General features: G+C 71.5%; 21 protein-coding genes. 12 read left to right on the top strand and 9 right to left on the bottom strand.

Annotation, left to right across the window (positions count from 1 at the left end):
- Nucleotides 1-60: 60 nt before the first annotated feature.
- Entirely contained in the window at nt 61-1539 is a 1479-nt protein-coding gene (locus KBX26_RS29555; RefSeq protein WP_210866905.1) for a glutamate--cysteine ligase, read from the top strand.
- A 78-nt stretch (nt 1540-1617) separates the two neighbouring features.
- Here the strand turns inward: KBX26_RS29555 and KBX26_RS29550 are convergent, their stop codons facing one another.
- Complete coding sequence (locus KBX26_RS29550) at nt 1618-2004, bottom strand: DUF2267 domain-containing protein (protein WP_051708528.1); 387 nt, start codon at nt 2002-2004, stop codon at nt 1618-1620.
- 395 nt (nt 2005-2399) lie between these two features.
- Here KBX26_RS29550 and KBX26_RS29545 point away from each other — a divergent pair, with 395 nt between their 5' ends.
- The gene (locus KBX26_RS29545; RefSeq protein ID WP_247681210.1) at nt 2400-3419 is read left to right on the top strand and encodes an LD-carboxypeptidase; all 1020 of its coding nucleotides are present in this window, start codon (nt 2400-2402) and stop codon (nt 3417-3419) included.
- On the opposite strand, the gene KBX26_RS29540 is transcribed toward KBX26_RS29545, so the two are convergent.
- The 3 genes from KBX26_RS29540 to KBX26_RS29530 form a co-directional block, all read right to left on the bottom strand.
- Nucleotides 3416-3991: a GNAT family N-acetyltransferase gene (locus KBX26_RS29540; RefSeq protein ID WP_210866904.1), complete on the bottom strand. Its 576-nt coding sequence runs from the start codon at nt 3989-3991 to the stop codon at nt 3416-3418. The two genes, KBX26_RS29545 and KBX26_RS29540, sit on opposite strands and share 4 nt — an antisense overlap.
- A gap of 387 nt (nt 3992-4378) precedes the next feature.
- Nucleotides 4379-5551 (bottom strand): zinc-dependent alcohol dehydrogenase, encoded by a 1173-nt coding sequence (locus KBX26_RS29535; RefSeq protein ID WP_210866903.1) that lies wholly within the window; start codon nt 5549-5551, stop codon nt 4379-4381.
- A 27-nt stretch (nt 5552-5578) separates the two neighbouring features.
- The gene (locus tag KBX26_RS29530) at nt 5579-6529 is read right to left on the bottom strand and encodes an SRPBCC family protein (RefSeq protein WP_210866902.1); all 951 of its coding nucleotides are present in this window, start codon (nt 6527-6529) and stop codon (nt 5579-5581) included.
- Nucleotides 6530-6767: 238 nt separating this feature from the next.
- On the opposite strand from KBX26_RS29530, the gene KBX26_RS29525 reads away from it, so the two are divergent.
- From KBX26_RS29525 to KBX26_RS29505, 5 genes are all read left to right on the top strand, one after another.
- Nucleotides 6768-7778 carry a carboxypeptidase-like regulatory domain-containing protein gene (locus tag KBX26_RS29525; protein ID WP_210866901.1) on the top strand — a complete coding sequence of 337 codons (1011 nt, stop codon included), beginning with the start codon at nt 6768-6770 and terminating at the stop codon, nt 7776-7778.
- Between the two features lie 72 nt (nt 7779-7850).
- Nucleotides 7851-8387 carry a sigma-70 family RNA polymerase sigma factor gene (locus KBX26_RS29520; RefSeq protein ID WP_210866900.1) on the top strand — a complete coding sequence of 179 codons (537 nt, stop codon included), beginning with the start codon at nt 7851-7853 and terminating at the stop codon, nt 8385-8387.
- Nucleotides 8374-9582 (top strand): hypothetical protein, encoded by a 1209-nt coding sequence (locus KBX26_RS29515; RefSeq protein WP_210866899.1) that lies wholly within the window; start codon nt 8374-8376, stop codon nt 9580-9582. Before KBX26_RS29520 ends, KBX26_RS29515 begins: the two co-directional genes overlap by 14 nt.
- Before the next feature lie 80 nt (nt 9583-9662).
- Nucleotides 9663-10019 carry an SCP2 sterol-binding domain-containing protein gene (locus tag KBX26_RS29510; protein WP_210866898.1) on the top strand — a complete coding sequence of 119 codons (357 nt, stop codon included), beginning with the start codon at nt 9663-9665 and terminating at the stop codon, nt 10017-10019.
- A 3-nt stretch (nt 10020-10022) separates the two neighbouring features.
- Complete coding sequence (locus KBX26_RS29505) at nt 10023-12089, top strand: glycogen debranching N-terminal domain-containing protein (protein WP_374224341.1); 2067 nt, start codon at nt 10023-10025, stop codon at nt 12087-12089.
- A gap of 30 nt (nt 12090-12119) precedes the next feature.
- Here the strand turns inward: KBX26_RS29505 and KBX26_RS29500 are convergent, their stop codons facing one another.
- Entirely contained in the window at nt 12120-13061 is a 942-nt protein-coding gene (locus KBX26_RS29500) for a helix-turn-helix domain-containing protein (RefSeq protein WP_210866897.1), read from the bottom strand.
- A gap of 94 nt (nt 13062-13155) precedes the next feature.
- Between KBX26_RS29500 and KBX26_RS29495 the strand changes: the two genes are divergently transcribed.
- Complete coding sequence (locus KBX26_RS29495) at nt 13156-14166, top strand: saccharopine dehydrogenase NADP-binding domain-containing protein (protein ID WP_210866896.1); 1011 nt, start codon at nt 13156-13158, stop codon at nt 14164-14166.
- Between the two features lie 87 nt (nt 14167-14253).
- On the opposite strand, the gene KBX26_RS29490 is transcribed toward KBX26_RS29495, so the two are convergent.
- Both KBX26_RS29490 and KBX26_RS29485 read right to left on the bottom strand, forming a co-directional pair.
- Nucleotides 14254-14760, bottom strand: coding sequence for a hypothetical protein (locus KBX26_RS29490; RefSeq protein ID WP_210866895.1), 507 nt, complete (start codon nt 14758-14760; stop codon nt 14254-14256).
- A gap of 33 nt (nt 14761-14793) precedes the next feature.
- Nucleotides 14794-15396: a hypothetical protein gene (locus KBX26_RS29485; RefSeq protein WP_210866894.1), complete on the bottom strand. Its 603-nt coding sequence runs from the start codon at nt 15394-15396 to the stop codon at nt 14794-14796.
- 216 nt (nt 15397-15612) lie between these two features.
- Here KBX26_RS29485 and KBX26_RS29480 point away from each other — a divergent pair, with 216 nt between their 5' ends.
- Complete coding sequence (locus KBX26_RS29480; RefSeq protein ID WP_210866893.1) at nt 15613-16704, top strand: winged helix DNA-binding domain-containing protein; 1092 nt, start codon at nt 15613-15615, stop codon at nt 16702-16704.
- Here the strand turns inward: KBX26_RS29480 and KBX26_RS29475 are convergent.
- Nucleotides 16701-17339, bottom strand: a complete 639-nt coding sequence (locus tag KBX26_RS29475) for a TMEM175 family protein (protein WP_210858436.1) — start codon at nt 17337-17339, stop codon at nt 16701-16703. The genes KBX26_RS29480 and KBX26_RS29475 overlap by 4 nt on opposite strands.
- A 193-nt stretch (nt 17340-17532) precedes the next feature.
- Between KBX26_RS29475 and KBX26_RS29470 the strand changes: the two genes are divergently transcribed.
- The 3 genes from KBX26_RS29470 (at nt 17533) to KBX26_RS29460 (ending at nt 21227) form a co-directional block, all read left to right on the top strand.
- A complete protein-coding gene (locus tag KBX26_RS29470; RefSeq protein ID WP_210866892.1) occupies nt 17533-18228 on the top strand; it encodes a DUF4396 domain-containing protein in 696 nt (231 codons plus the stop codon).
- A 183-nt stretch (nt 18229-18411) separates the two neighbouring features.
- Nucleotides 18412-21024, top strand: coding sequence for a rifamycin-inactivating phosphotransferase (gene rph / locus KBX26_RS29465; protein ID WP_210866891.1), 2613 nt, complete (start codon nt 18412-18414; stop codon nt 21022-21024).
- Between the two features lie 59 nt (nt 21025-21083).
- The gene (locus KBX26_RS29460; RefSeq protein ID WP_210858489.1) at nt 21084-21227 is read left to right on the top strand and encodes a hypothetical protein; all 144 of its coding nucleotides are present in this window, start codon (nt 21084-21086) and stop codon (nt 21225-21227) included.
- A gap of 74 nt (nt 21228-21301) precedes the next feature.
- Here KBX26_RS29460 and KBX26_RS29455 read toward each other — a convergent pair whose 3' ends face one another.
- Nucleotides 21302-22216 carry an SDR family NAD(P)-dependent oxidoreductase gene (locus KBX26_RS29455; RefSeq protein ID WP_210866890.1) on the bottom strand — a complete coding sequence of 305 codons (915 nt, stop codon included), beginning with the start codon at nt 22214-22216 and terminating at the stop codon, nt 21302-21304.
- Between the last annotated feature and the right edge of the window lie 33 nt (nt 22217-22249).

The raw sequence follows: 22249 nt of genomic DNA, 5'->3' as shown, positions 1-22249 counted from the left end.
CTTCCCCTGCCCGCCGATCAGTGCGAGGTTAGGGGGACCAGCGGTGACGGGGTGGTGACCATGGGCGAGGACGTCGGCGTGCGGACCTTCAGTCGGGAGGATCGGGCCCGCTATCGCGACAAGGTCCGCCGCTGCCTGGACGTCTTCGCCGAGATGCTGCGCGAGTCCCGTTTCGACCTCGACCGGCCGATGACCGGCGTCGAGATCGAGCTGAATCTGGTCGACGAGGCGTCGAACCCGGCGATGCGCAACGCCGACGTGCTGGCGGCCATCGCCGATGAGAGCTTCCAGACCGAGCTGGGCCAGTTCAACATCGAGATCAACGTGCCGCCGCGCCGGCTGACCGGCACCGGCACCGCCGAGTTCGAGGAGTACGTGCGGGCCAGCCTCAACGCCGCCGAGGTGAAGGCCCGGGCGATCGGCGCGCACATGGTCATGATCGGCATCCTGCCGACGTTGCGCCCCGAGCACCTGACCGCCGAGACGCTGTCGGCCAATCCGCGCTACAAGCTGCTCAACGAGCAGATCTTCGCGGCCCGCGGTGAGGATCTGCCGATCGCCATCAGTGGGGTGGAACGCCTGGCGGTCACCGCCGACACGATCACCCCGGAGGCGGCCTGCACCAGCACCCAGTTCCACCTGCAGGTCAGTCCGGCCCAGTTCGCCGACTACTGGAACGCCGCGCAGGCGGTGGCCGGCATCCAGGTCGCTGTCGGCGCGAACTCGCCGCTGTTCTTCGGTCGGGAGCTGTGGCGCGAGACCCGCATTCCGCTGTTCCAGCAGGCCACCGACACCCGGTCGGAAGAGATCAAAGCCCAGGGGGTACGCCCCCGCGTCTGGTTCGGCGAACGCTGGATCACCAGCGTGTTCGACCTGTTCGAGGAGAACGTGCGCTACTTCCCGGCGCTGCTTCCGGTCTGCGACCCGGAGGACCCGGCGCAGGCGCTCGCGGCCGGCGAGGTGCCCAATCTGGCCGAGCTGCGCCTGCACAACGGCACCGTCTACCGGTGGAACCGCCCGGTGTACGACGTGTCGCGTGGTCGTCCGCACCTGCGGGTGGAGAATCGGGTGCTGCCCGCCGGGCCGACCGTGCTGGACACCGTCGCCAACGGCGCCTTCTACTTCGGGTTGGTGCGCGCCCTCGCCGAGTCGGACCGGCCACTGTGGTCGCAGATGTCGTTCAGCGCCGCCGAGGAGAACTTCACCAGTTGCGCCCGGCACGGCATCGACGCGCAGGTCTTCTGGCCTGGCCTGGGCTACCTGCCGGTCACCGAACTCGTGCTGCGCCGGTTGCTGCCGATGGCGCACCACGGCCTGGACCGGTGGGGGCTCGACCCGGGCGAGCGCGACCGATTGCTCGGCATCATCGAGCAGCGGTGCCTGACCGGCCGCAACGGGGCGACCTGGCAGGTGGAGACACTGCACCGGCTGGAGTCCGCCGACCACCTGGACCGGCCGGCGGCGCTGCGCGAGGTGGTCCGGCACTACGTGGACCTGATGCACAGCAACCGGCCGGTGCACGAGTGGCCGATCCCCTGAACGTCCTGGTTCACGGCGGCCGCCCCGCCCGCCGGGCGCGACGACCAGCGATCAGCGCGGGGCTCAGCCAGGCAGGGCTCAGCCGCGCGGGGTGGGTACGCCGAAGAGATCGGTGATGCCGCCGGGAAGCTGAGCGAACAGGTCGTGTCGCTCGTCGTCATTCAGCGCGTCGGCGACGGTCCGCAACACCGCCTGGGCGTGCTGGCGCACCTGGTCCGCGTTCGCGACCTGCTCCCGGTCGCCGACGTGCTTGAGAAACTCACCGACGTCCCACCGGCGACCCTGCGGATTGCGGGTGACGGACGCGTCCAGCCCGTCCGGTAGCTGTGCGGCGAGGTTGTCGGCTTCCTGGCCGGCGAGCCGTTCACCGAGCACCGACAGGACGGCCTGGATGGACCGGACGGCCTCGTTCTCACCGAGGCCCGCGCGCTGTCGTACTGTGGCGATCATCTGCTCGTACTCCATGACCCGCTCCTTCCGTCTCCACGACATGCCGTCAGGCCTGCCGGCGGACGAACGGGGCGAGTTCCCAGGCTCCCCGGCGGCAAACGGGCCCCGCCCGGACCCGGACTTCCGGCCATTGACGGCTGGGGCCTCGCAGGCCGGCGCGAACCGGACGGGTCACCCGGTGACCGGCTGAGCCACGTCGGGCGGTACGGGAAGCCCCCGATACCGGGGCACCGCGCGCCCGTTGGGTGAACGCGGTCCCTTGTGGACCCCGCATCGCACTGATGACTGTCGTAGGCTGGGGCCGCTCGCACATCGTCTGATCACGATGAGGGGACGCGCCGGTGACCGCTTCTGGAACAGACCGAGCCACGATCCAGGGGTCCGCGCGGGTGCCCGTGTCCCGTCGACGCATGCTGCGGATGGGAGCGGCGGCGGCCGGTGGCGTGGCGCTCGTCGGCTCGGCGGAGGCCGCGTCCGCGCAGACCGCGCCGGGTGGTGCGAAGCGCGTCCTGCGGGCGCCGGTGCTGTCACCCGGTGACCGGGTCCGGGTCGTGTCGCCCGGCGGCACCCCCAACCCCACCGCCATGGCCCGCGGCATCGAGATCCTGCGCGGCTGGGGCCTGGAGGTCGAGCTGGGCACGAACGTGTTCGCCAGGTACGGCTACCTCGCCGGCACCGACGCGCAGCGGCTGGCCGACCTGAACGCCGCACTCAACGACCCGGGGGTTCGTGCTGTCTTCGCCGCCCGTGGCGGGTACGGCACCCAGCGGATCGTCGACCAGATCGACGTCTCCGGTCTGCGCCGGGACCCTCGGGTGGTCGTCGGCTTCAGCGACATCACCAGCATCCAGGGCAAGCTCTGGCGCGAGATCGGCCTGGTCACCTTCTACGGCCCGATGGTCAACTGGAACGACGCCCGCACCGGCCCCGAGTCGGCCGAGGCGCTGCGCAGGGCGGTGATGACCACCGAGCCCGTCACGATCACCAGGGATCCGGCCGAGACGGCAGCCCCTGTCCTGGTGCCCGGGCGGGCGTCCGGTCCCCTGCTCGGCGGCTGCCTGACGTTGATCTCCACCTCGCTCGGCGCGGAGGACGCCCCGAGGTTCGACGACGCGATCCTGTTCTTCGAGGACGTGGACGAGGCTCCGTACAGCATCGACAGGATGGTGACCGAGCTGCGCCGGGTGGGTGTGCTGTCCCGGGTCGCCGGGGTGGCCATCGGCCAGATCACCAACAGCGTCGGTGGCCCCGGTGAGTGGGACGCGGCGGCGGTGCTGAAGGACCGCCTGTACGACCTCGGCGTACCGGTCCTGGGCGGGTTACGGCTCGGACACGGCAACGGGCAGCTCACCGTTCCGCTCGGCGCGCGGGCCACCATCGACGCCGAGGCCGGGACCTTGACGGTGGAGCCGGGAGTCCGCCCGCGTTAGCCTCCGGTCGCCGCGTCCCAGGGGGAAGGGTCGTCGCGCAACCGGCTGTAGAGGTAACCGTCGCGCCACCGGCCGGCCCGGAACTCGCTGGCCCGCACGATGCCCTCCAACTGGAAGCCGGCCTTTTCCAGCGCCCGCTGCTCGGCCACGTTCTCCGGGTGGGTGCCGGCCTGGATGCGCTGCGCCGGGGTGTGCTGGAAGAGGTAGTCGCAGAGCAGCGCCTGCGCGCGCCAGCCGATGCCCCGCCCCCGCCACGGTGGCAGCAGGACGATACCGATCGACCAGTACGACGCCCGACCCGCGTAGCACCCCGCGGTGTAGCTGACGATGCCGGCGGCGGCCCGCTCCTGTTCGACCTCGACGATGAGCCGCCCGTCGTCCTCGCCGAGGTAACCGTCCATGGCGAACCGCCGCGCCGGCGCGCCGGCGTCCGTGAAGCCGGGCCAGTCCAGACCGATCAGGCCCGGCTCGGTGCGTAACCGTCGGAACATCGCCAGGTCGGGCTCGGCAACCGGCCGCAGGCGGATAGCGAGGTCGGCCGAGGTCGGCAGCGACGTGTCACCACTGTCCATGGCGACACGCTAGCTGCCGGACGCTGGGAGGGGCGCCCCGCGTTCGCGCCGTGTGGACGGGGGACGACCCGAGGTGGCGGCCGCGGTGGCGACCGAGGTGGCGGCCGAGGTGGTGGCCGGGGTGGTGGTCGAGGTGGCGGCCGAGGTGGTGGCCGGGGTGATGGTCGAGTCCTTTAGAGCTGATTCACTGACGGCATCACCCGCCCGGAGCGTTACGGCTGCACGCATCCGGCCGCTCGACCCCCGGCAGGAGATCCCGGACCAGCCGGGGCTGATTCGTTTGCGACATCAGCTCCAAAGGCGGCGCGGCACTTCCCCGCCCCGCCGGCACCTCCGCGCCTGGTCAGACCTTGAGCGGCACTCCCCCGCCAGCACCTCTGCGCCTGGTCAGACCTTGAGCAGCACCTTCGTACAGTCGTCCTGCTTCTTCTGGAAGATCTTGTAGCCCTTCGGGGCGTCGCGCAGCGGCATCCGGTGGCTGACGATGAAGCTCGGGTCGATCTCGCCGCGCTGGATGCGCTCCAGCAGCGGTCGGGTGTAGCGCTGTACGTGGCACTGACCGGTCCGCATGACCAGCGACCGGTTCATGAACGCGCCCATCGGGAACTTGTCGACGAAGCCGCCGTACGCGCCGATGACGGAGACCACCCCTCCGGAGCGGCAGGCCAGGATCGCCTGCCGAAGGGCGAACGGCCGTTCCGTCTCGACCCGCGCGGCCTGCTTGGCGCGGTCGTACGCGTACATGGCGGTGTTGCCGTGGTGGCTCTCCATGCCCACCGCGTCGATGCACGCGTCGGGGCCCCGGCCGGCGGTCATCGCGTTGAGTGTGTCCAGCACGTCGACGGACTCGTAGTTGATCGTCTCGGCGCCGATGTGCTCCTCGGCCAGCCGCAGCCGGTACGGGAACCGGTCGATGATGATGACCCGCTCCGCGCCGAGCAGCCGGGCGCTGGCCGCGGCGAGCAGCCCGACCGGCCCGGCGCCCCAGACGGCGATCACCTGACCGGGTTTGATGTCGCACATCTCGGCGCCCATGTAGCCGGTGGGGAACACGTCGGCCAGCATGACCGCCTGGTCGTCGCTGATCTCGTCGGGCACCTTGATCGGGCCGACGTCGGCGAACGGCACCCGGGCGTACTCGGCCTGGCCGCCCGCGTACCCGCCGAGCAGGTGCGAGTAGCCGAAGATGCCGGCCGGCGAGTGCCCCATGATCTTCTCGGCGATACCGGCGTTCGGGTTGGAGTTCTCGCAGACCGAGTAGAGGCCGCGCTGGCAGGAGGCGCAGTGCCCGCAGGCGATCGGGAAGGGCACCACCACCCGGTCGCCGGGGGCGAGGTTGCGGACCTGCGGGCCCACCTCCACCACCTCGCCCATGAACTCGTGGCCGAGGATGTCGCCCTTGCGCATCGCGGGAATGTAGCCGTGGTAGAGGTGCAGGTCGGAGCCGCAGATCGCGGTGGTGCTGATCCGCACGATCGCGTCCCGGGCGTTCATGATCTTCGGGTCGGGTACGTCGATGACCTTGACGCTGTCGGCGCCCATCCAGGCGGTGGCCTTCATTATCGGTCCCTTTCGGAGCGTGGACGGTCAGCGACGGGACGGCGGCAGCGGCTGGGCGGGACGCTGCATGGCCTGTTGGCGTACGGAGATGCCGTTGGGGCTGCCCTCGGAGCGGACGACCTCGCCGGTCTCCAGCACCTGCTTGAACCGGCGCAGGTCGTCACGGACCTGCTGCTCGGGTTCCTCGCCGAAGAGCTTCGCCACCGCGCGACCCAGCGCCCCTGCTGGCGGCGCGTAGCGCAACTCCACCCGCACCTCGGTGCCCCGGTCACCGGGGGCGGGCACGAACCGGACCCGGCCGGCGTTGGGCACCCGGCTTCCCGGCAGCGACCGCCAGGTGATCGACTTGTTCGGCTGGTCGTCGATGATCTCGGCGTCCCACTCGACGCGGTGCCCGGCCGGTCCCCTGGCGATCCAGCGCGAGCGGCGCAGGTCGTCGGCGCGGACGGATTCCAGGTGGGCCATGAACCGGGGCAGGTTCTCCATGTCCCGCCAGAACCGGTACGCCTCGGCGGGCGACCGGTTCACCGTCACCGCGATCTCCATCTGGATCACCCGGGCGCGGGCCCGTCGGGCCCGGCCGGTGCGGACGGCGGCGAGCACGTCCACGGCGGTGATGCCGGCGATGGCGAGGGTGGTCAGCGCGACCCGGCGGCGGCGGTCACCAGCACGGTCGGCCAGGGCCCGCCCGAGCACTGCGAGGTCCATCGCGTCGCCGGCCACCCGACTCCAGGCCCAACCGGCCGGGCGGCGGCCGCTGAGCAGGCCGGCGGCGCTGCCCAACTCCCGCAGGCCGATGGCGGGGAGTACGGACCGGGCGGCCGGGCTGTCGTCCACGCCCGTCATCCGCGCGACAGGACCGGGCGCGGCCAGGGCGCCCACGCCCAGGGCCAGGCTCAGCAGGCCGAGCGCGCGCGGCAACGTCGCCGGCACCGGCCCGTCCAGCTCGGGCAGGAGCACAGTGTCGACACGACTCATGTCCGGTCCTCTCAGGTGGCGTCGCCGCCGGTCCGCTGCCGGGGGCGGCGGTGGTCCCGCCCCCGTGACGCTATGTCGTACCGGTGCCGTCCGCGCCGGGTTCGGGGGAGAACGTCCGATCCGGGAGGGGGTGGCCGGTTACCCGACCGGCGACGGTCGACATGGCGACATTGACCGAAATGGATCACTGTCTGCGGTTACCGTCGGCCCACCCGTGGCGCCGTCGGAAGGACACCCCATGAGCCGCGCACTCCTGCGCCAGCTGACCGCCATCGCCGCCGTCGCCCTGCTCGTCGTGGAGGCCGCCGCGCCGGCCGCCGCGGCTCCCCCCGGGTCGTCCGCGCCCGGCGGCGTCCGGACGGTGGTGCGCGACGCGGCGAGCGGCGCGCCGGTCCCCCGGGCCTGCGCCGCGCTCGTCCCGGTGGACGCCGCGGCGTTGGCGGCGGTCACCCTCGGCGAGGATCAGCTCGGGCGGTACGGGGGCTGCGCCGACGAGCAGGGTGTCCTGGTGACCGGCGATGTCGCACCGGGGCGGTACCGGCTGCTGGTGCGCCCCTACGACACGACGACGCACGGCTGGCAGTGGGTCGGCCGGCACGGCGGCACCGGTGAGCGCGAGCGGGCCCGGGTGGTCCAGGTGCGCGCCGGCGCGGTGACCGCTGTGCCGGATGTCCGACTCGACCCGCCCGGCACCGTCGTCGGGGTGGTGACCGACGCGGCGACGGGCGCGCCGGTCCCCCGCGCCCGGGTCATGGTGGTGCCGTACGTGCCGGATCCGAAGTACGGCGACCACGGCCCGACCACCGACGACGACGGCCGCTACACGATCACCGGTCTCGGCCCGTACCACTGGCCGGTCCAGTTCGCCGCCGCCGGCCTGGCGACCGTCTGGTCCGGTGGGGTGGGCAGCCGGCAGCAGGCGCGTCCGGTGCGGGTACGCGCCCAGCAGACGGCGACCCTGAATCAGGCGCTGCCCGCCGGGACACCGCTCAGTGGGGCGGTACGGGTCGACGAGTTGCTCACCTACGCCCAGGTGATCGCGTTCGACGCGGCCACCGGGGACCTGGCCGGTGTGGCGGACGTGGGCAGCGGTTACGACCTGCGCCTGCTCCCCGGGCAGCGGGTGAAGCTGCGCTGCGACTGCGCGTACGCCCCGCCGGTGTGGCACCGCGACGCCGCCGGCTTCGACGCCGCGACCGGCGTGCGCGTCGGGCGGGCCCCGGTCGTGGTGGACTTCAACCTCGACTGACAGGGATTCTGGCCAGCCACCGGAACCTTCTCCCCGGCCCGTTGGTGGGAGTGGTGGAGAAGGGAGGTGGCGGTGTCCGACGGCGATCTGATCTCCGAGCTGTACGCCGGCTGTTTCCGGCGCCTGGTGGTCCAGCTGTACGCGGTGACCGGCGACCTGACCGAGGCGCAGGAGGCGGTTCAGGAGGCGTTCACCCGTGCGCTGGTGTCGCCGGGGCGGTTCGCCGGGCTGGACAACCCGGAGGCGTGGTTGCGTCGGGTCGCGGTGAACTGGGCCCGCAGCCGGTACCGCCGCCGTCGGGTGCTGGACGGGCTGCTGCGCCGGATCGGCCCGCCGCCGGCCGTCGCCGACCACTCCCCGGAGCACCTCGCCCTGCTCGCCGCGCTGCGCGTGCTGCCGGAGGGGCAGCGGCAGGCGCTGGCCCTGCACTACCTCGTCGACCTGCCGGTGGACGAGGTCGCCGCCACGCTGGGCGTGTCGTCCGGGACGGTGAAGTCTCGGCTGTCGCGGGGCCGGGTCGCCCTGGCGGCGCTGCTCGCCGACACCGACGACACCACCACGGGGGAAACCGACGCTACCCAAGCCGGGAGGATCGATGTCCAATCGTAAGTTCTCCGGATTCGACCTGGACACGATCACCGAGGCCGTGTCGCAGCCGCCTCTCGACGAGCTGCACGCCACGGCCCGGTCCCGTCGACGCCGGTCGGTCGGGGTGGTGGCGACCGCGTTGGTCGCACTGGTCGGGCTGGCGGTCGTACCGATGGTGTCCGGGCCGGAGCGGGCCACGCCGGCCGAACCGCTGCCACCGTCGGGTGGGTCGGTCAGCCAACTCACGCTGACCGGGCCGACCTCCGGGGTCGACGTGCGCCACGACGGCTGCGTGGTGCGCTTCGCGTACACCGGCGACGGCGGCCGCAGCTGGTCGGACTGGGACGCGGCGCGCTTCGAGGGCACCAGGTGCGCGGCCGGCACGGCGGCCGGGACACCTGGCAGTGGCACCGACTTCTCCGTCCTCGGTGAGCGGTCCTATCTGGTCACCGACTCGGGGGTGACCCACCTGTCCACCGACTACGGCCGCACCTGGCGCGACGGCAACTCCGCGATCGTTGCCGTGCCGGCGTTCCCGGTGACGGCTCGGCCGGTGCTCTGTGGGTTCGGCTGTGGGCCGGTGGCGGAGCCGCTGGCGGTGGATCCGTCGAGCGGAACGGTGTACCGCCTCACCGCCGCGGCACCGTCGTGGCGTCCGCTGTTCAGCCTCTACCCGGCGGCCGACGGCAGCATCTGGGCCACCTACCGGATGGGAGGCGCCCAGGGATCGACTGTCGCCCGCAGCGCCGACCGGGGCGCGACCTGGACCAGCTGGGAGGTGGGTGACGACGCCGGGGTGATCACGGCGGTCGGGCTGAACGACCGGGAAGGGTACGTGTTGACCGAACCGTCGGCCACCGGTGGCGGGGTGCGGCTGTTGCGGACCACTGACGGCGCGAAGACCTGGACGGACACCGGCGCCGAACTGTCGAATCAGATCCACTACGACCTCACTGTGGGGTCGGACGGGTCCCTGCTGGTGACCACGCCCGGTGGAGGCACCGAAACCGACCGTCGCGCGCGGCTGCTGGTCAGCCGGGACGACGGGCGGCACTTCACAGTCGCCCGGGAGTACGGCCAACTCGTCGGTTCGGTCAGCGTCGCGCCCGGCTTCGCCTGGCTCTTCGGTAGCGACGACGGCTCGACAGGCGAGCCGGACCACGTCCTGATCACCACGGACGGGAGCACCTGGACCCGCTTCGCGCTCGCTCCCTGAACCACTGGTGCCGCCCGGTGTTAGGAGTTACCCGAACCGGGTAGCCGGCATCGGCTGCAACCAGCGCCCGAGGAGGTGGGATGTCGGAGACCAGCGACTTCTTCGAGCGGTTGGCGGCCGCCTGCCAGGATCCGCGGTTCAGCAAGGTCCGTGGGAGCGTCCGGTTCGACATCCGAGACGGCGGCCGTCTGGAGCAGTGGCTGCTGAACATCGACCATGGTCAGATGCGGGTGATCAAAAGTGGTGGTCCGGCCACCACCGTGGTCAAGGTGTCGGCGCAGGTCGCGGACGCGATGGCGCGGGGCGAGGTGAACGGGCTGGCGGCGATCACCCGGGGCGAGATCATCGTCGACGGAGATCTCGCCCTGGCGTTGCGCATCGGGCGGCTGTTTCCGCGAGCGTCTGGCCGGCCCGACGATCCTGACAGTGGGGCGTGACCGGTGAGGGACATCGCGGGCACCGTGGCGTGCATCGACGGGAACACCTTCATGGTCTCCGACGCCAGCGGGGACGTGGAGTCGTCCCCGAGCACCCCGGTCGGCCTCTTCGCCGCCGACACGCGCTTCCTGTCCCGCTGGCGGCTCACCGTCGACGGTGAGTGCATGACGGCGCTGTCGGTGGACGACAGCCAGTACTTCGAGGTGACGTTCTTCGCGGTGCCGGGTCGGGCGGTGGACTACGTGGAGGCGGACGTGTCGGCCATCCGGCGGCGGCGCATCGGCCCGGACCTCACCGAATCGCTCACGATCTTCAACTACGGCGAGGAGGACATGACGCTCGACGTGCGCCTGGAGGTGGAAGCGGACTTCGCCGACATCTTCGAGATCAAGTTCGACATCGAGGAGAAGGCCGGCACCTACTACACCAAGGTCGGCAGGAACGAGTTGCGCCTGGGCTACCGGCGGGGCACCTACCAGCGTGAGGTTGTCGTGTCGGCGAGTGAGCCCGCGCAGTTCGACCCGGGCGGCCTTCGGTTCGCGGTCCGGCTGCGCCCGGGGCAGCAGTGGTCGACCCGGTTGCAGGCCGTCATGCTGGCGTTGCGTCCGGACGGTGTCGACCTGCGCTCCGCCCTGCGGGTCCAACGGCCGGACGACTCCACCCTGCCCACGAGCATGCGGGACTGGGTCGCGGCGGCCCCGACCCTGGACACCGACAGCGTCGGCCTCCAGCAGGTCTACCACCGCAGCCTCGTGGACCTGGCGGCGCTGCGCTTCGCCCCGCTGTCGCTCGGCGGCGCGAGCGTGCCCGCGGCCGGGTTGCCCTGGTTCATGACCCTGTTCGGCCGCGACAGCCTGTTGACCTGCTTGCAGACCCTGCCCGTCACCCCGTCGCTGACCCCACCGACGTTGCGGATTCTCGCGTCGTTGCAGGGCGCCCGGACCGACGACGTGTTGGAGGAGGACCCGGGCCGGATCCTGCACGAGTTGCGCTACGGAGAGTCCGCCGCGTTCGAGGAGCAGCCGCACTCCCCCTACTACGGCACTGTGGACGCCTCACCGCTGTTCGTGGTGCTGCTCGACGAGTACGAACGGTGGAGCGGCGACAGCGCGCTGGTGTTGGAGTTGGAGCAGGAGGCCCGCGCGGCGCTGACCTGGATCGACAGGTACGCGGACCTGACCTCCACCGGCTACGTCTGGTACCAGCGACGTAACCGGGCCACTGGCCTGGACAACCAGTGCTGGAAGGACTCCTGGGACAGCATTTCCTACGCCGACGGGCGGCTGCCGGGCTTCCCGAGGGCGACCTGCGAAACCCAGGGGTACGCCTACGACGCCAAGATCAGAGGGGCGCGGCTGGCCCGTACCGTGTGGGGTGATCCGGCCTACGCCGAACGGCTGGAGGGCGAGGCGGCGGCGCTGTACGAGCGGTTCAACCGGGACTTCTGGCTTGAGGACCGCGGCTTCTACGCCCTCGCGCTCGACCACGACGGCACGGCGGTGGACAGCCTGTCGTCCAACATCGGGCATCTGTTGTGGAGCGGTATCGTGCCACCGGAGCGGGCGCCCCGGGTGGTGGAGCACCTGATGGGCCCGGCGCTCTTCTCCGGGTGGGGTGTGCGGACCTTCGCCGACGGGCAGCGCCGCTACAACCCGCTCGGCTACCACAACGGTACGGTCTGGCCATTCGACAACTCCTTCATCGCCTGGGGTCTGCGCCGGTACGGGTTCGGCAACGAGGCGGCCCGTATCGCCGAGGGCATCCTGTCCGCGGCCACCTACTTCGAGGGTCGGCTGCCCGAGGCGTTCGGCGGGTTCGACCGTGACACCACCAAGTTCCCGATCCGGTACCCGACCGCGGGCAGTCCGCAGGCGTGGTCCAGCGGGGCGACCATGCTGCTGCTCCGCACCATGCTCGGTATCAACCCGCACGAGGACCACCTGGCCGTGGACCCGGCGTTGCCCGCCACCTTCGGGCGGATCGCGCTCCTGGACATCCCCGGCCGGTGGGGCAGGCGCGACGCGTTCGCCCGGCAACGCCCGACCAGCGCTGACGGCTCGGTCAGCTGACGGCGAAGCCGGCGCGCGGGCTCTGAAGGATCACCCGGTGGCCCGGAAGGTACGCCGGTAGGCGTCCGGCGGGACGCCGACGGTGCGGTGGAAGTGTCGACGCAACGTCGTGGCGGTGCCCAGGCCGGCTGCCTGGGCGATGGTGTCGATGCTGTCGTCGGTGTTCTCCAGCAACTCCTGGGCGCGGCGGATCCGCTGCGTCGACAGCCACGACAGTGGGGTGGTGCCGGTGGCCGACCGGAAGTGGCGGGCCAGGTTGCGCGAGCTCATGTTCGCCTGCCGGGCCAGGTCCTCGACTGTCAGCGGCCGGTCGAGGCGGGCCAGCACCCAGGGGAACAGGGTGGTGAGCGGGTGGTCGTCGCGGGCGGGTACCGGTGTCGTGACGTACTGGGCCTGACCGCCGGCGCGGTGCGGTGGCACGACCAGGCGGCGGGCGACGGCGTTGGCGACGGTCGGGCCGTGGTCGCGGCGGATCAGGTGCAGGCACAGGTCGATCGCGGCGGCCTTGCCGGCGGAGGCGAGCACGGTGCCGTTGTCGACGTAGAGCACATCCGGGTCGACCCGGATGCGGGGATAACGGGCGGCCAGCGTGTCGGTGTGGGCCCAGTGGGTGGTGGCCCGCAGCCCGTCGAGCACCCCGGCGGCGGCGAGCACGAACGCGCCGGTGCAGAGCGCAACCATCCGGGCGCCCGCCCGGTGGGCCGCGCGGACCGCGTCGAGCAGGTCGGAGGGTACGTCCACGTCGACGTCCTCGACGGACGGGATGATCACCGTGTCGGCGTGGGTGAGACTGTCCAACCCGTCGTCGGGCTCCAGCAGGAAACGGCCGACGCGGACCGGGCCGGGGCCGCAGACCATCAGGTCGTACCAGGGGTCGGCCAGGCCGGAGGGGTCGTGGGCGAAGACCTCACAGGCCAGTGCCAACTCGAGGTGCAGCATCCCGTCGGTGGCGGCGATCGCGACAAGGGCCATGTCCGAAACTGTACGCGGGATGGCGTTCCCGACACTGGTCGGTAGCGGGCCGCTGCGGAAGGCTGGGCTCAGTCGATCTTTCGAGGGGGCAGTGATGGGCCACAGCGTGGCGGTGTTCGGTGCGTACGGGCACACCGGACGGTTCGTGGTGACGGAATTGAGCGAACGCGGGTTCGATGCGTTGCCGGTGGGTCGCGACGCGGGCCGGCTGGCGTCTCTCGGACTCCCCTTCCGGGTGGCGTCGGTCGACGACCCGGCCTCGCTCGACGTGGCGCTGACCGGCGTGGACGCGGTCATCAACTGCGCCGGCCCGTTCGCGTCGACCGCCGCCGGCGTGATCGAGGCAGCGCTGCGCGCCAGGATCCCGTACGTGGACGTGGCCGCAGAGATCGAGGCCAACCTCGACACGTTCACGCACTTCACCGAGCCCGCCCGGGCTGCCGGTGTCGCGGTGGTCCCGGCGATGGCCTTCTTCGGCGGGCTCGGCGATCTGCTCGCGACGACGGCCATGGGCGACTGGACGTCGGCCGACGAGGCGCACGTCGCGTACGGACTGAGCAGCTGGCACCCGACGGCCGGGACGGTCGCCGCGGGTGTCGTGTCCCGCGAGCGCCGCGCCGGCCGTCGGGTCCGCTACACCGGGAGCCGGTTGGAGTACCACTCCGGCGGGGAGCTGCCGAGGATGGACTGGGACTTCCCCGCGCCGCTGGGCCGGCGCACCGTCCTCGGCGAGTTCAGCATGGCCGACGTCGTCACCATCCCCCGTCACCTGGTCATTCCCGAGGTCCGGACCTACATGACCGTCGACGCCACCACCGACCTGGCTGCTGGGGCGGCGCCGGTCGCTGTCGACGGGCTGGGCCGGTCGGCGCAGACGTTCACTGTCGACGTCATCGTCCGTCGCGGCGACGCGCGCCGCCGCGTCGTCGCCGGTGGCCGCGACATCTACGCCGTCAGCGCACCCCTGGCGGTGGAGGCGGTCCGGCGCATCCTCGATGGTCAGACGAAGGCGAGCGGGGTCGCCTCCGCCGGTGAGATGTTCGACGCTCCCGACTTCCTGCGCGCGCTGTCGCCGGCCATCCGCGTCGAGCCGGTCAGCGACTGAGGACCGCCCGCGGCTGACCATCGCCTCCGTTGTCGACGGACGGCCCCCGCTCAGGCGTGGGGGCCGTCCGTCATCGCATTACGTCGGTCAGAGGATCACATTGATTCCGGCGGCCTTGCACGCGGCGCTGATGTCCTTGCCGGCCTTCTCGAAGGCCGGATTGTCGGCGGCGGTCGCCGGGTCCGCCGCGGCGGCGGCCTTCGCGGCCTCGGCGCCGAAGGCCCGCAGGGCATCGGCCAGCTTGCCGTCGCCGGTGGCGGCGACCGCGCTCACCTTCTGCTCCAGCTCGGTCAGGATCTTCTTGAAGTCCGCCGCCGAGGCGTCGCCGGTGGTGGCGACCTTCACCAACTCGGCCCGCATCTCGTCGTTGGCCTTCTTCACCGACTCGCAGACCTGCTTGTCGTTCGCGCCGCCCGCCGCGGCGGACGAGGCCGGCGTGGCGGCGGCGGAGGTGGCCGCCGAGGACGGGGCTGCGGACGTCGGGGCGGGGGTGGTGGATCCGGCGTTCGTCGCCTTGTCGCCGTCGCCGCAGGCGGCGAGCGCCGTGGTGGCGGCAAGGATCAACAGGGCGGAGGTCAGACGAGATTGCTTCACGGACGCGCACGATAGCCGATGTCCCATCGGTGATCAATTCGCCCGCGACCCTCGTGGTGCGACAGGTCCAGCAGGTCGGGTACGGCGGTAGTAGGACCAGCCGGCCACCGGCAACGCGAACATCCAGGCCAGCAGCAGCGGGAGACCGATCAGGACACCGGTCGGGGTGAAGATCTCCTCCCCGCCGGGGTCCGACAGGTCAGCGGCGAACTGCCAGGGCAGCGTCGCCGAGTAGCCGATCATCAGGGCGGAGCCCAGCACCGTCGGGGTCAGCGGTACCCACGGCGGAACCCGACGTCCGCGCAGCCACGGCACCCAGCGGGGGAAGACCACACCCCAGTCCTTGATGAGTCCCAGCGCCAGAACCCCGCCGAGTCCGGCGAGGACGCACAGCAGACCCAGGTAGAACGCACCGGCCGGCAGGCCCAGGAACCCGTCGACGGGGTACTCCCCCACCCCGGGGCCGCGACCGTGGTACCACTCGCGGAACCGGTCGGGATCGGCGAACATCGGGATGCCCAGGATCCACGGCACGTGCAGCGGGATGAACCCCAGCACGGGGGCGATCCAGGCCACGTGGCCGGCCCGGCGGGCCCAGGTCGGTGGCGGGGCGGGCGCGGGCGGGTGTCGAGTCACGGTGTCGTCTCCCTGTCTCTGGCCGGGTGTCGGCCTTCCGAGACCACCCTGGCTGAGTGGCGCGACGAACGGATCGCCGCGCGGAGGGAGTCCCCTCCCCCGGCCCGGGGACGCTGTCTGTCCGGCGCCGACAGCACGTCCCGGCGGTGTGCCCCGCTCCGGACGCCGGGCTGCGCCTGGACCCATCGGAAGCGCCGCTGCAATTACTGTGCAGACATGGTCGATCGGCACCAGGTGATGAACTTCCGGGTCCGGGCCCAACAGCTCGACCGGGAAGAGGGCACGCTCGCCGACACCGCTGTGCTGGACATCGGGGTGCAGAACACCGGCCCGGACGGCGCCCGGTGGGCGTTGGCGGTGCGCGGGGTCGACGTGAGGGCGCTGTCCGACCGGGACGTGGTCCTGCTGTGGACCGTGCGGGGCGCGCCGCACCTCTACCGCCGCGCCGACATCGCGCGGGTGGCGGCCGCTGTCGAGCCCTTCTCCGAGGCCGACGCGGGCAAGCGCGTCTACGACGCCGCGAAGCCGTTGAAGGCCGCCGGCATCGACACTCTCGCGGCGCTGGACGAGATCGCCGCCCGGATGCGGGCCATCGTCAGCACACCGACGGTGAAGGGGGACGTCTCCGGCCGCCTGGCCACGGCGCTGCCCGAGCCGTATCTGCGGTTCTGCCGGCCGTGCGACGCCACGCACCTCTACGAGATGCCGTTCCGGCTCGCCGCCGTGCGGGCCGGACTGGAGTTGCGGCTCGACACCTCACCGCCGGTCCTGGAGCGCATCACCAGGTTCCGCAAGGCGTCCGCTGCGGGTGACCGGTTCGACCTCATCCGCGCGTACCTGCGTCTGCTCGGCCCGGCCACGCCGAAGCAGGTGGCCGACTATCTCGACGCCCCGCTGAAGGATGTCAAGGCACGCTGGCCCGACGACGTGATCGAGGTGACCGTCGGCGGCGAGGTGCGTTCCCTGCTGGCCGTGGACGAGGAGGCGCTGGGGTCGGCCGACGGCACCGGCACCCGCCTGCTCGGCCCGTACGACCTGTTCCTGCAGGCCAAGGACCGGGCGACGCTGGTGCCGGACAGCGCCCACGCCAAACAGTTGTGGCCGGTGCTGGGTCGCCCGGGCGCGGTCCTGGTCGACGGCGAACTGGTCGGCACCTGGCGCCCCCGCAAGTCCGGCAGGACGTTCACGGTCGCCGTCCAGCCGTGGCGCCGACTGTCGGACGCCACCCGTAAGGCCGTCACCGGGCAGGCCGAACGCCTCGCCACGTACCGCGCCGTCTCCCTCAGCGGTGTCGAGTTCGGCAGCTAGGGTGCGCGGTCGTCCTCGCCGTACTCGCCTCGGATGGGCAGGTAGTAGGTGGGCAGGAAGCCGGCGATGATGACGACGCCGGCGATCGGCGCGAACGCGCCGACGAGGACGCCGGATCCGATCCAGACCAGCGCGAGGAGGAATCGGCGGCCGATGGCCCGCGCACCGCAGGGGCCGAGGCCGGGGTCCAGCAGTCCGGCGCGGCGCAGGTGAGCCCAAATGATGTTGAACAGGGCCGCCGCCGTCCACAGTGTGCCGCCGTAGACGACGACCGCCGCGCGCAGCCCCTGCTCTGCCCGCAACGCGTCGGCCAGCAGTGAGGTGGAGAACGGCAGGAACGCGATGACCATCAGGAGCAGCGTGTTGAGGAACAGGACGCCTCGGTCGACGTGCCGGACCCGGTCGAACATCACGTGGTGGTTGACCCACACCTGCCCGATGAGCAGGAAGCTCAGCGTGTACGCCAGGTACGACGGCCACAGCGCCCTGAGCCCCTGGACGAGGTGCTCGAAGTCATGCGGCGGTTGGATCTCCAGCACCAGAAGTGTCACGGCGATCGCGAAGACGCCGTCGCTGAAGGTCAGTAACCGGCCCGAACCGCGGGTTAGCCGTGGAATTTCCCTTTTGGGGGGCAAGGCGAAAATTATGCTATAGGTCAGCTTTTCTCGTCGGCGGAGCCGGCCGTCCTGCGCAACACCCGATCCTCCGGCCCGTCCGGGTACGGCGTGACAGACTGCGAGGTGCCCTCGGCCGCCGACGCCGGCCAGCGAATCCCCCCTCACGTTCGGTTCCGGGAGGCCCTGGGAACGGAGTGCGGAGAGGGCGGGGATGCAACCGACGTGGCTCGTGGCGCTCTCGTGGGCGTCCCTCACGGTCGGCGTGGTCAGTTTCGCGATCGTGCTCGCCGACACCTATCTTCGCGGGCACCGCCAGCCGGTCAGGGTCATGGAGATCGTCTGGCTGGTGACCGTCCTCTATGTCGGCCTGGCCGCCGTCCGCCTCTACTGGAACTGGGGCCGGCCCGAGGCGTTCGCTCAGCGTCGGCGGGAGGATCAACCGCGACGGCCCCGCCGGGGCATCGTCGTCACCCACGTGTCCCGCTGTGGCGCCCACTGCGCCCTCGGCTTCGTCGTCGCCGAGGTCGCCCTGTTCGCGGTGAGATTCGACCCGGCGAAGGACCCGCTCTGGGTCGGCTACGCCGGCGACTATCTGGCGGCGGTGACGATAGCCGTGCTCTTCCGGTACTTCGCCGGGCCGGGGCGCGGCCTCGCGAAGGTCGGGAACGCGCTGTCGGGCGTGGGCAGGATCGAGCTGCTGACCATCACCGTGTTCGAGGCGGCGTTGTTCGCGTGGTTGACGGTCGCGCATCACATGTTCTTTCCGGAGCCACCACTGCGACCCGACAACCCGACGTTCTGGTTCCTCGGTCAGCTCGGGCTGATAGCCGGCTTCGTCGCGGCCTGGCCCACCGCCTCCTGGCAGATCGGCCGACGGCTGCGCATCGAGCCGCGCCCCGACGAGTGAGCGCCGCGATCGGCCGCCCACGGTCGGCCGCCCAAAAAACAAGCGGCAAGGAGATCACACTCCCTGCCACTTCTAACGTATATCGCACCTGGGGGCTTGCCGCAAGACCCCGGTCGTGGCGCAGAATCGGCGGCCGGACCAGCACAAACGAGGTGACGGGGGCGCGACGTGGGTGTGTTGTCGATGGGCGAGGACCGCGGCGACCGGGTACCGCTGGTGGATCTTCGAGAGGTGGACGAGACGCAGGTGTCGGTGGTCGGCGGCAAGGCGGCGCACCTGGGCGCGCTGGCCCGGGTCGACGGCATCCGGGTGCCCGCCGGATTCTGCGTGACGACAGCCGCCTTCCGGCAGGTCATGGCGCAGGTGCCGGCGGTCGACGACCAGCTCGAACAGCTGTCGCGGCTGAGCCCGGACGACGCGGAGGCGATTCGGACGCTCAGCGCGGCGATCCGCCGCAGCATCGAGGAGAGCGCGATCCCGGGCGACCTGGCCGCCGCGATCACCGGCGCGCTCGCCCGGTTCGGCGATCGGGCCGCGTACGCCGTGCGCTCCAGCGCGACGGCGGAGGACACACCGACGGCGTCCTTTGCCGGGCAGCAGGACACCTACCTGAACGTGGTGGGGTCGGCGGCGATCCTGCGGCACGTCAGCCGGTGCTGGGCGTCGCTGTTCACCGAGCGGGCCGTCATCTACCGCCTGCGCAACGGTGTCGACCACCGGACGGTTCAGATGGCTGTCGTCGTACAGAAGATGGTTTTTCCGGATGCGGCGGGCATCCTGTTCACGGCGGACCCGGTGACGGGCAACCGGAAGGTCGCGACGGTGGACGCCAGCTTCGGCCTCGGCGAGGCCCTGGTGTCCGGCCTGGTGAACCCGGACGTCTTCCGGGTGCGCGACGGGGAGGTGGTGGCCGGGTCGGTCGCCGTCAAACAGCGCGCCGTCGCTGCCGTGCCCGGCGGCGGAACGCGGGAGGTGGCGATCGAGGCGCAGCGGCGGGACCAGCCGGCGCTGACGCAGGCGCAGGTCCTCCGGCTGGTGCGGCTCGGGCGACGGATCGAGGCGCACTTCGGCCGTCCGCAGGATATCGAGTGGTGCCTGGTCGACGACGACTTCCAGATCGTGCAGAGCCGACCGATCACCACGCTGTTCCCCGTCCCCGAGGCCGACGACCAGGAGAACCACGTCTACCTCTCGGTCGGTCACCAGCAGATGATGACCGACGCCATGCGGCCCCTGGGGCTGTCCATGTGGCAGTTGACGGCCATCGCCCAGATGCGGGAGGCCGGCGGCAGGTTGTTCGTCGACGCCACCGGGCTGCTGGCCTCGCCGGCGAGCCGCGCCAATTTTCTGGAGATGGTCGGGAAGTCCGATCCGCTGACGAAGGACGCGTTGGAGACGCTCCTCGACCGGCCCGGCTTCATTCCGACGACGCCCCCGAGCGGTGCCGGTCCGGCCAGGCTGCCGGCCGGCGGCGCGTCGGTCGAGGCCGATCCGGCGATCGTGCCCGAGCTGATCGCGCGCAGCGAGGCGTCCATCGCCACCCTGCGGCGCGACATCGCGACGGTGACCGGTACGGCGCTGTTCGACTTCCTGCTGGAGGCCTTCCAGGAACACAAGCGGGTCCTCGCCGATCCGCTGAACATGCGGGCGATCATGGCGGGCATGGAGGCCACCTGGTGGCTCAACGACCGGCTGCACGAATGGCTGGGCGAGAAGAACGCGGCGGACACCCTCACCCTCTCCGCCCCCGGCAACATCACCTCCGAGATGGGGTTGGCGTTGCTGGACGTCGCCGACGTGATCCGTCCGCACCCGGAGGTGGTGGCGTTCCTGCAGGACGTCGCGGACGACGACTTCCTCGACGAGCTGCCGAAGGTCGCCGGCGGGGCCGAGGCGCGCGCCGCCATCGAGGCGTACCTCGACCGGTACGGGATGCGCTGCGTCGGCGAGATCGACATCACCCGGCCGCGGTGGAGCGAACGCCCGAGCACCCTCGTGCCGGTGCTCCTCGACAACGTCAAGCTCTTCGAGCCGGGCGCCGCCCGGCGGCGCTTCGAGCAGGGCCGGCAGCAGGCGCAGCGCAAGGCGCAGGAGGTGGTGACGCGCCTGCGGGCGCTGCCGGACGGGGAGCAGAAGGCCGCCGAGACCGAACGGATGATCGACCGGGTACGGACCTTCATCGGCTACCGGGAGTACCCGAAGTACGACATCGTCACCCGCTACTTCATCTACAAGCAGGCCCTGCTGGCCGAGGCCGAGCGGCTGGTACGGGCCGGCGTCCTCACCGCTACCGAAGACGCCTTCTACCTCACCTTCGGGGAGTTCCACGAGGTCGTCCGGTCGCAGCGGGTGGACGTCGACCTGATCCGGCGACGGCGGGACGCGTTCCGGGCGGACCAGGCGCTCACCCCGCCCCGGGTGCTCACCTCGGACGGCGAGATGATCACCGGATCGTACCGGCGCGACGACGTGCCGGCCGGTGCGCTGGTCGGTGTGCCGGTGTCCGCCGGGACTGTCGACGGGCGCGCCCGCGTCATCCTGGACATGGCGCAGGCTGATCTCGAAGCGGGTGACATCCTCGTCACGACCCACACCGACCCCAGCTGGACGCCCCTGTTCGTCGGCATCGCCGGCCTGGTGACGGAGGTCGGCGGGTTGATGACGCACGGCGCGGTGATCGCGCGGGAGTATGGCCTGCCGGCGGTCGTCAGCGTGCTCGACGCGACCCGGCTGATCAAGGATGGGCAGCGGATCCGCGTGCACGGCAGCGACGGGTACGTCGAGATCCTGTCCTGACCGAGGAGGAGGCGATCGCCGCAGGAATGCCGGAACGTGCCGGCATCTCCCATGAACAGATGAACGCGATCGGGCGACCCGCCCGCCCGGAGCACGCGCGGGCCCTCGGCATTCCGCTCACGACCTTCGCGGAGTGGACGCGCCAGTATCTGCGCGACGAGCGGGCCGGCGGGCACCGCGACGTTCGGTCCCTGTGGAGCTGAATCGTCTGTGATATCAGCTCCACAGGGACCCACCTCCCCGAACGGCGCAGTGCCGGCCAGCACCCTCGGCACGGTCAGGCTGCGGCGACTGCCTGGCCGAGCGGGAACCGCACGCCGGTGAGGTCTTCCGAGACGGCCCAGAGGCGTTGCTGCACGGCCAGGTCGTAGGACTCGGGGCTGGAGGTGACCAGTCTCGGGTTGCCGCGCGTCTCGCCGAGGCCGTCGGGGCCGTAGTACTGCCCGCCGAGGACGGACGGGTCGGTGGCGGCCCGCAGCGTGGGCAGCGCGCCCGCCGCGGCGGGCTGGGTGATCACCGGGGCGAGCCAGGTGATCGGCGCGCGGACGACCGCCGGGGCGTTGCGGACCAGTTCGGTGTTGGAGACGCCGGGGTGTGCGGCCACCGCGACGGTGGTGCCGTGCGCGGCGAGCCGGCGCTGCAACTCGTAGGTGAACATCAGGTTGGCGAGCTTCGACTGGCCGTAGGCGGCGACGCGGCTGTAGGAACGCTGCCACTGCAGGTCGTCGAAGTGAATGGCGGCGCGGATGCGGTGGCCGACGCTGCTGACCGTGACCACCCGGGAGCCGGGCACCGGCAGCAGCAGGTCGAGCAGCAGTCCGGTGAGGGCGAAGTGGCCCAGGTGGTTGGTGCCGAACTGCAGTTCGAAGCCGTCTCTGGTGGTCTGCTTCGGGGTGTACATCACCCCGGCGTTGTTGATCAACAGGTCGATCCGCTGATGGGTGGCGTGCAGGCCGGCCGCGGCGGCGCGCACCGATTCCAGCGAGGTCAGGTCCAGTTCCTGTACGGAGACGTCGCCGTTGATCCGGGCGGCAGCCCGTTCGCCTTTCGCGGTGTCGCGTACGGCCAGCACGACGGACGCGCCGCGTTCGGCGAGCAGCCGGGCGGTCTCGAAGCCCAGCCCGGTGTTGGCCCCGGTGACCACTGCCACCCGGCCGTCCTGGCGCGGAATCTGCTGCTCGGTCCACTTCATCTCAGGCTCCCCAATGTACCGCCGGTAACTTAT

Origin of the sequence: Micromonospora sp. C97 (assembly GCF_018070385.1) — a bacterium.
In the GTDB taxonomy this organism is placed as follows: Bacteria; Actinomycetota; Actinomycetes; order Mycobacteriales; family Micromonosporaceae; genus Micromonospora; species Micromonospora parva.
The sequence above is the reverse complement of the archived record's forward strand: the minus strand, read 5'-3'. Positions and strand labels throughout refer to the sequence as shown.

What these genes read in the sequence shown, in the direction of transcription:
- KBX26_RS29555 (WP_210866905.1), top strand. Translation starts at nt 61, where the DNA reads ATGGGCGAGGACGTCGGCGTGCGGACCTTCAGTCGGGAGGATCGGGCC.
- KBX26_RS29540 (WP_210866904.1), bottom strand. Translation starts at nt 3,991, where the DNA reads ATGGACAGTGGTGACACGTCGCTGCCGACCTCGGCCGACCTCGCTATC.
- KBX26_RS29495 (WP_210866896.1), top strand. Translation starts at nt 13,156, where the DNA reads ATGGGCCACAGCGTGGCGGTGTTCGGTGCGTACGGGCACACCGGACGG.
- KBX26_RS29515 (WP_210866899.1), top strand. Translation starts at nt 8,374, where the DNA reads ATGTCCAATCGTAAGTTCTCCGGATTCGACCTGGACACGATCACCGAG.
- KBX26_RS29455 (WP_210866890.1), bottom strand. Translation starts at nt 22,216, where the DNA reads ATGAAGTGGACCGAGCAGCAGATTCCGCGCCAGGACGGCCGGGTGGCA.
- KBX26_RS29545 (WP_247681210.1), top strand. Translation starts at nt 2,400, where the DNA reads ATGCTGCGGATGGGAGCGGCGGCGGCCGGTGGCGTGGCGCTCGTCGGC.
- KBX26_RS29470 (WP_210866892.1), top strand. Translation starts at nt 17,533, where the DNA reads ATGCAACCGACGTGGCTCGTGGCGCTCTCGTGGGCGTCCCTCACGGTC.
- KBX26_RS29525 (WP_210866901.1), top strand. Translation starts at nt 6,768, where the DNA reads ATGAGCCGCGCACTCCTGCGCCAGCTGACCGCCATCGCCGCCGTCGCC.
- KBX26_RS29530 (WP_210866902.1), bottom strand. Translation starts at nt 6,529, where the DNA reads ATGAGTCGTGTCGACACTGTGCTCCTGCCCGAGCTGGACGGGCCGGTG.
- KBX26_RS29460 (WP_210858489.1), top strand. Translation starts at nt 21,084, where the DNA reads ATGAACGCGATCGGGCGACCCGCCCGCCCGGAGCACGCGCGGGCCCTC.
- KBX26_RS29535 (WP_210866903.1), bottom strand. Translation starts at nt 5,551, where the DNA reads ATGAAGGCCACCGCCTGGATGGGCGCCGACAGCGTCAAGGTCATCGAC.
- KBX26_RS29480 (WP_210866893.1), top strand. Translation starts at nt 15,613, where the DNA reads ATGGTCGATCGGCACCAGGTGATGAACTTCCGGGTCCGGGCCCAACAG.
- KBX26_RS29550 (WP_051708528.1), bottom strand. Translation starts at nt 2,004, where the DNA reads ATGGAGTACGAGCAGATGATCGCCACAGTACGACAGCGCGCGGGCCTC.
- rph (WP_210866891.1), top strand. Translation starts at nt 18,412, where the DNA reads ATGGGCGAGGACCGCGGCGACCGGGTACCGCTGGTGGATCTTCGAGAG.
- KBX26_RS29500 (WP_210866897.1), bottom strand. Translation starts at nt 13,061, where the DNA reads ATGGCCCTTGTCGCGATCGCCGCCACCGACGGGATGCTGCACCTCGAG.
- KBX26_RS29510 (WP_210866898.1), top strand. Translation starts at nt 9,663, where the DNA reads ATGTCGGAGACCAGCGACTTCTTCGAGCGGTTGGCGGCCGCCTGCCAG.